The organism is Moorena sp. SIO4A5 (assembly GCF_010672005.1).
In the GTDB taxonomy this organism is placed as follows: domain Bacteria; phylum Cyanobacteriota; class Cyanobacteriia; order Cyanobacteriales; family Coleofasciculaceae; genus Moorena.
The window spans coordinates 1-6,929 of sequence record NZ_JAAHHZ010000249.1; the positions used below are offsets into that span (position 1 = coordinate 1).

Genomic DNA, 6,929 nt, shown 5'->3' on the forward strand with positions numbered 1-6,929 from the left:
GCTGGGTCTACCAATTTAACGTCTGGGGGTAATATTTCCCGCAGGATCGGTTCTAGATGGGGATAATGAGTACAGCCATAAACTAGGGTATCGATTTGGGCTGCTAGCAAAGGTTCTAGGTACTGCCGTGCTATCGCTTTAGTGTAGGGTTCGCACAAGCGATTTTGCTCCACTAATGGCACAAACTCCGGACAACCCACTTGCCATACCTGAGCAGTTGGTTCAACCTCCAAAATAGCATTTCGATAAGCATTGCTGGCAGCCGTAGCTGGTGTAGCAATCACCCCAACGCGACGACCTTGGTGGACTGCCGCACGGGCACCCGGTAGAATCAGCCCCAGAATTGGGATGTCAAACTCACTACGCAGAGTTTCCAATGCCAGAGCCGAACTGGTATTGCAGGCCATCACCACCATTTTGACCTCCTGTCGCACCATCCAGCTGAGAATCTCGAAGCCGAACTGCACGATTTCATCCGCAGACCTGGTACCGTAGGGTAGCCGTGCTGTGTCAGCAAAGTAAATAATTGATTCGGATGGTAGTTGTTTGTATAGTTCCCTCAGAACAGTCAGACCCCCCACACCACTGTCGAAAATCCCGATGGGACGACTCTGGGGTTGAGTTCGAGAGATCAAAATTGGGTTATTGATCATTGGTTAAGAATTGGCACCTACCCACCCAGGGGCAAGAAACAGATTACTTGGGTTCGCTCAAAACAAGAAAATCGTTAGATTATAGGTTAACAATTATCAATTAAGAATTGACACAATATTAGAACTCAACTTAGGTCAACCGATTTTGCCGAATATATAGGAGGATGCCACGAGCGATCGCTCTAGCCATCTGGCTGCGATAGGCGGCAGTTTTCAGTTTAGCTGAGTCTTCATAGCCGGTTAGAAAACCAACTTCTACCAAAACTGCTGGCATGGAGGTTTTCCTGAGCACATAAAACCTCGCCCGTCGGGTACGTCGGTCACTAACATCCACGCTCCGCAAGATAGTGTAGTGGATGGTTTGGGCAAGACTCTGACCAGTAGAGTAGTAGTAAGTCTCTAATCCATTCACATCCGGTCGCTTACCCCCGATAGCATTGGCGTGGATGCTTACAAATAAATCAGCATCAGTCCGTTCTGCCACTTGAACTCGTCCATTCAGACTGATGAATCGGTCATCTGAGCGAGTCATGACAACCTGAATCCCCTGTTTTTCCAACAGCGCTTCCACCTGTCGGGAAATCGACAAATTAACATCCTTCTCTTGTATACCCCCAAGCCCAATAGCACCAGGGTCTTTGCCACCGTGTCCGGCATCAATGACCACTACCAGGCGCTCTTTGGGAACCCGACGTCTGGGAATTGGTGGGCGAGTCCGGTTAGGCGGTGGCACAGGAATCGAGTTAGGCGGTGGCACAGGAATCGAGCGGGGGGGTATCCTGGTTGGCCTGCGTGATATCAATGGTCTCAGTTGCAGAGCCAACAGCTGATCATTGAGCTGATTGAGGCTACCAATCCGGGTACCGTTTGATGGCTGTACCAAAATCAGCACCGTGTTTTTGTCCTCCTGTCGCACCATCACTTCTGATACGGGACTAGTGGTATTAAGTTGAGGGCCACTGAACTTCTCAGCTAGTTTGGCATTCGGTATAGTAATTTGGTAAGCCTTTGAACGAGGATCCCATTTGCTAGTGGCTCTGACCCGTTGGTTAGCTTTAATCAACAGCTGAGTCTGATTGCTAGCCAATTCCACTGACCCAATGGTGGCTAACTTACCGGTATTAGCCGAGCCACGGGATTGAATCGGTTTCGTTGGCACTTTGGATGTTGGTCCATTATCTAACCTTTGAGCCGGGACACCCCTAGGGAAAATCAACACCCCCCCCAATCTTTCACTGAACGATGCTAGCCAATCAGGGCTGTCACTATCCACATTCAGGGTCATCCGGACAATCGGTGGGGACTCTTTTTTCTTTTCAAACTCGATTTTGCTAACCCCGTAGCGATTTACCTCCAAATCTTCCCCTAACAGACTCTCGGCAATCGTAACCCCTTCTAGGTCGATGTTAATGCGGCGGTTATTGCGACTTCGTTCGATTTGAATGATGGGTTTCCCACCATCGGTACTGACAAAAAATCCATTTCTATTGATCTGAAAGCCTTGTCGGCGAATCCCCGGATTGGATCTCGGAATAGTTGGATTGGATCTCGGAATAGTTGGCCGTGGTGGAGGGGATTGAGTGCGGGTCGGTGGCTCAGCCGGTGGTATAGATGGCGGTGCTGGGTTAGGCAGAACCGGCAGTGACCCTCGATAAGGCTGAGGTAATTGTACAGTCCACTGATTGGGGCTAATACCCCGAAATTTTACCTGCTGGGGGTCTATAGTGTAACCAGGAGCCAATTCAACCACAATCCGAGTGGTTTGTCTCTCAAATTGACCCACTCGCACTTCTCGAATCCCCCCGCTTAGACGCTGATTTGTTGATGGACCTCCGACGTTAATTCCTGGTAAATCAATGACTAACCGGGTAGGATTAGAAATGAGTTGGGCTGTGGGTTGTACACCCACATCAGTCGTAAATTCCAGGCGATTCTGATTGCGATCATATTGCCAAAATAGTAGTTCACGGGCTTGAGCCGCCAATGAAAATAGAGAAAATGTCAAAGAGCTGGAGAGTAGCAGTAGCCAGCGAAACCTCACAATTCTTACTCCTGTATCATGTATCTTAGGTAATTGGTTATAGCAATTGGTTATAGCAATTGGTTATAGCAATTGGTTATACCAGCTGTTAGCGGTTAAGTATTAGACCCCAACAGCTGCCTAGAGTAGGCTATAGTTAACCGCTAATCCCTAACCGCTCACGATGAATACCCCTAATTAATAGCCCAGTCAAGCAATGTCTAGTCTGTCTGATGAATCAGATTAATCTGATTCATCTGATTAAAACCGTTAACAGACTCGGACGTAGAGTAGCTTGGTTAAGTTTCAAGAGTTTCAGTATACACGGGTTGCTCTGAATCGAAAATTTGGTTTTAGTTAACACACTTAGCTTTGTCAAATCTTAAAGCATACACAATCAACTAAATTGAACAGGATTCTTCAAGAATCCTGCATCAATAATTGTCTTTAATCAGCCAGCTCAGATACCATTAGAACAAGTCTCAAGACTCTCCAGCTGTTTCCACCTGCTCAGATGGCTCTTGAAAGACCAACCGCAACAAAGGCGGAGCAATAAAAGTCGTTAAGATAACCATCATGATAATCGCTGCTTCAGTTGCTTCTGAAAGAGCACCACTTGCTGAACCAACACCAGCAAAGACTAGCCCCACTTCACCTCTGGGAATCATGCCAACCCCAATAGCCAGACGGTTAATTCCTGATTGACCAAAGACTGTCAATCCTGTGATCACCTTACCAAGAATTGCCACCACAATCAGGAAAGTTGCCAAGATCAAACCCTCGCGATTACTGGGAACTGCTGGGTTAAGGACACTCAAATCAGTTTTGGCTCCCACTGTAACAAAGAAGATCGGCACAAGTATATCTGCCACTGGTAAGACCTGTTCTTCCAATTCTCGACGCTTATCCGTCTCTGCCAAGACTAGCCCAGCAGCAAAGGCTCCCAAAATGGCTTCTAATTGGATAGCTGTGGCAATATAGGACAAGACAAAGGCAAAAATGAGTGCTGTCAGTAATACCTGACCTCGTGTTTTCATTTCCTTGACCAAGGCAACGAAATACGGACCGAGGAAGCGACCGATTAGAATTGCTCCAACTAGGAAGACACCAGCACTAATAATCAAATAGATCACATTAGTGATCACGACTTCCCCAGTTTTTGCCAAACTAGCCACTACAGCCAGGACGATAATTCCTAAGACATCATCGAGTACAGCAGCACCAATGATAATTTGCCCTTCTTTAGAACTGAGCTGTCCAATTTCTGCTAGGACTTTAGCGGTAATCCCGATACTAGTGGCAGTTAGGGCAGCACCAGCGAAAATAGCAGGGACAGCAGAAATATCAAATAGGTAAGCTAAACCAGCAGTACCAGCAGCAAAGGGAACAACCACCCCAACTACAGCTACCACAGCGGCCTGCGGACCAACACGGATCAGTTCTTTGAGGTCAGACTCTAGTCCAATTTCAAATAACAAGATGATCACGCCGAGTTCCGCTAAGACGGAAATCACCTCGCTAGTAGACTGAAATACTGAGTTGGTAGCTTCTGGGGTTAGACCAGCGGTAGTTTGGAGAAAGGTCATCATTACGGAATTGCTAGCCGCACTGCCCCCTTCTGGGAAAACTAGCAGATTTAGGGCAGAAACCCCGACAACTACACCACCGACCAATTCCCCTAATACCGGTGGTAAGTTAATCCGAGCACAAATTTCGCCTCCGAGTTTACTGGCGAAGTAGATCACCACTAGACTCAATAGCACTCCTGCAAGAACCAGTGACCCGTTTTCTGCTTCATTAGCAGTGGCTTCAGTTGCTGTTGCCAATAGGTATGGGAGAGGGTGTTCAGGGGGGAGGAATGGTATGGGGGTGAGGAGATTCACCCAGGCAGTTATATCAGCCATGTAGTTGCGAATAAATCATTCATTATACTTTACAAAAATTATGGCAACCCTTGAGCCTCTCAGGTCTAATCAGGGGCTCAAACTAAGCTAGTACTGTGTCAATTTAGTTTTGAGGGTTAGGTGTTAGGTGTTAGGTATTAGGTGACAAGTTAAACAAAAATGCCGTTTGTCAAGCCTTGATTAATAAATATTTATAAAACCTTGGCCAAAAGGCCACGCTACGCGAACAATTGCTTTCTGTAATTAGGATAGGGGTATTTAGCTCCATGGCGTAAGTATGAAGAACAGTTTTTGCCCTAGGTATTGATGATAATGCTTACGCTAGTCTAACTCATGGCTAAGGACCCTTCCCCCGGCAGTAGCGGATCGTCTCTGACAAATTAAGATTTGGAAGCGCTGTAGCATAGTGATCAACTGAAGAACACAGGGCAGGGGAAAAAGCTGATGGCACACTCACACGGGAGAATGCGGGAGCGTGGTAGCCCCGCGATTTTAATCCGGGTCAGAAGTTACAGCAGTCGAAGCCTAGTTTAGGACAGTCACTTTTCCTCAAACCTATCCGGGAGGAAACGCGACACGGCAGTGCGAGCAATCCCTCGCACTGCCGTGAAAAGTGTATAATAATGAAGTGAGTAAGGACAGACGCCTACGTGACGAAGCGACTCTAGTACCGGAGAAATACCGACCCTGGCCAAAAGGCCACGCTACGCGAACAAAGATGGCATTGCGTTAATCCTCAGGTGCGCTTTCCGTTCGCCGTAGGCGACGCTTTCGGCAAAGCCGACGCTGCGCGAACGCGAACGGCCAATTAAATTCGCCACGGGTCGCACCTCTTGGATCTTTCCATCCACGAATTCGTTCTTTCGATTCCCCACCAAGCTTTGACTGGTACAAACCCACTTTTACCTTCTTTTTCCTTCTGAGCTTTGGATGGTTTCGCCGAAAGCTTAAATCTAATTTTGGTCATAATCTGAGGATAAATTTTCTCTAATTCCTGTGTCAGCTTTTCATCGGTGATATCCGCCGGTCTTGTAAGATGGTAATCTTGGCAATATTGACGGGTTTAGATTTGAAGTAATCAATGTGGTTAGACAACATTTCAATTAATCCCACATCGTCAGACACCGAGGCTTTGGTACAGTGACTAAAAAAAGGGAAACCCAAGGTATCTACTGCTAGATGTCTTTCATTAGTAGCTTTGTAAAAACAAAATCCTTTGGAAGAGATGCTGGCATTGCAGGTGTTTTTCACTGCTTGGGAGTCGATAATCATCAGGGTTGTCCATTGCCCTTTTTTTTTACTTGCTCACGTACTCGACGATGTAGGATGTCCCTAATTTCTTCGATTACTCCTTGCGTACGCCACTGTTTGTAGTACCAAAACACTGTGGAATAGGGAGGTAAGTCTTTAGGTAAATCACACCAATTACAACCATTCTTGAGTTGGTACAAGATACCATCTAATATCTGCCTCTTACTCCACAATGGTTGTCTAGTTTGCTTCTTTTTGGGCAACAGAGGCTCGATTATTTCCCATTCAAGATCACCTCGACTAATTGAGTACGGCATTTTTTCCCTATTTTACTCCATTACTGAGATCTCAAATGGGTTCTATACAAAACCGATCACCCATAAAGGCGACCCTCTCTTACGGTAACTTCAAAGGCAGTAACTCTTGCTCAAATAGACTTCGATTTGTACAAACAGTCCCAGTGGTCTGGATTACAGACCATTGTAATGGTTATTCGCACCCGCCATCATAGGAACAAGACTACCCGTGAGGTGATGTTTTACCTCACTTCTTTACCACCCCTCAACACGTCGGGCTTAGCAATCCGACAACACTGGTCCATTGAAAACCAACTCCACGCTCGTATTAGATGTCACCTTTGGGGAGGATGCGACGCGGATTCGTACAGGGCATGCACCACAGAATATGGATTTACTCAAGCGCGCTTAGTCTCAATCTACTCAATCTTGAAACGAGTTATAAACGCAGTACTCGTCAAAAAGTCAAACGAGCCAGTATGGTACCAAGGTATATGCTTAAGGTTTTAAAAGCTTCAATTCCCCTACAGTCTAACTTATCTGAGGCATAATTTTTCGCCGCTGTACCCTGCAGCGTTTACCAATCAGAAGTGGTATCGCCAGAATTGGATGACAGTGGAATTTAGTTTGGTATATCGTTGGCACAGTGCCCTTCCCGAGACTCTGACCTATGACAGTAAGCAAATTCCGATGGTGGATAGCCTCTGGAATAATGAGATGCTGATCAATAAAGGCTTGGGACCATTGTTTGAGGAGACCTGTTCCCAACCAGGCACCAAAATTGGTTTGTTCAACACGGCAGAAT

The 6,929-nt window shown here is 46.5% G+C and carries 6 protein-coding genes and 2 pseudogenes; 2 read left to right on the forward strand and 6 right to left on the reverse strand.

Annotation, left to right across the window (positions count from 1 at the left end; all coding sequences use genetic code 11):
* The 6 genes from murI to F6K57_RS33950 form a co-directional block, all read right to left on the reverse strand.
* Positions 1-653, reverse strand: a 653-nt coding sequence (murI, locus tag F6K57_RS33925; protein ID WP_293072329.1) for a glutamate racemase, incomplete at its 3' end; no start/stop codon positions are given.
* 130 nt (positions 654-783) lie between these two features.
* Positions 784-2,694 (reverse strand): N-acetylmuramoyl-L-alanine amidase, encoded by a 1,911-nt coding sequence (locus F6K57_RS33930; RefSeq protein ID WP_293072330.1) that lies wholly within the window; start codon positions 2,692-2,694, stop codon positions 784-786.
* A 461-nt stretch (positions 2,695-3,155) separates the two neighbouring features.
* Positions 3,156-4,577, reverse strand: coding sequence for a cation:proton antiporter (locus tag F6K57_RS33935; RefSeq protein WP_293072331.1), 1,422 nt, complete (start codon positions 4,575-4,577; stop codon positions 3,156-3,158).
* An 808-nt stretch (positions 4,578-5,385) separates the two neighbouring features.
* Positions 5,386-5,544, reverse strand: coding sequence for a hypothetical protein (locus tag F6K57_RS33940; protein WP_293017315.1), 159 nt, complete (start codon positions 5,542-5,544; stop codon positions 5,386-5,388).
* A gap of 32 nt (positions 5,545-5,576) precedes the next feature.
* Positions 5,577-5,849, reverse strand: a complete 273-nt coding sequence (locus tag F6K57_RS33945; RefSeq protein WP_293017314.1) for a hypothetical protein — start codon at positions 5,847-5,849, stop codon at positions 5,577-5,579.
* Complete coding sequence (locus F6K57_RS33950; protein WP_293017313.1) at positions 5,849-6,145, reverse strand: transposase; 297 nt, start codon at positions 6,143-6,145, stop codon at positions 5,849-5,851. The genes F6K57_RS33945 and F6K57_RS33950 overlap by 1 nt, the downstream gene beginning before the upstream one ends.
* Positions 6,146-6,406: 261 nt before the next feature.
* Here F6K57_RS33950 and F6K57_RS33955 point away from each other — a divergent pair.
* Positions 6,407-6,549, forward strand: a pseudogene (locus F6K57_RS33955) (ISAs1 family transposase); the annotation flags it as partial.
* A gap of 184 nt (positions 6,550-6,733) precedes the next feature.
* Positions 6,734-6,929, forward strand: a pseudogene (locus F6K57_RS33960) (heme peroxidase); the annotation flags it as partial.